The organism is Pseudomonas sp. Kh14, assembly GCF_900291005.1.
Classification (GTDB): domain Bacteria; phylum Pseudomonadota; class Gammaproteobacteria; order Pseudomonadales; family Pseudomonadaceae; genus Aquipseudomonas; species Aquipseudomonas alloputida.
Genome location: NZ_OLKJ01000137.1, coordinates 1 through 266, shown reverse-complemented (window position 1 = coordinate 266; position 266 = coordinate 1). Strand labels below are relative to the sequence as shown.

At 63.9% G+C, this 266-nt stretch carries 1 protein-coding gene; it reads right to left on the bottom strand.

The features are described 5' to 3' along the window. On the bottom strand, positions 1 to 245 hold a 245-nt coding region (locus FQ668_RS27580; RefSeq protein ID WP_144180787.1), incomplete at its 3' end, for an Mpo1-like protein. Between the last annotated feature and the right edge of the window lie 21 nt (positions 246 to 266).

Genomic DNA, 266 nt, shown 5'->3' with positions numbered 1-266 from the left:
GGTTCGGGTTGCTCGGCTTCCAGTCGGTGGCCCTGGCGTTGCAGGCCCAGGCCGGCGATCAGCGCAATGATGCCAACGGCAATCTGGCCCAGGTCCAGGCTGAACAGGCCGGACAGAATCAGCAACGTGCCAAGGATGAACAAAGGCACGGCGATCAGGTGCAGCACCAGGTTGGCCGGGTGGCGGTGATTGTGGTGGTAGCCGCGCCATTGCCAGGCGGGCAGGTTGGGCAGGCGTTTGCTCATGGGCATTTCCTCTCGGTCATG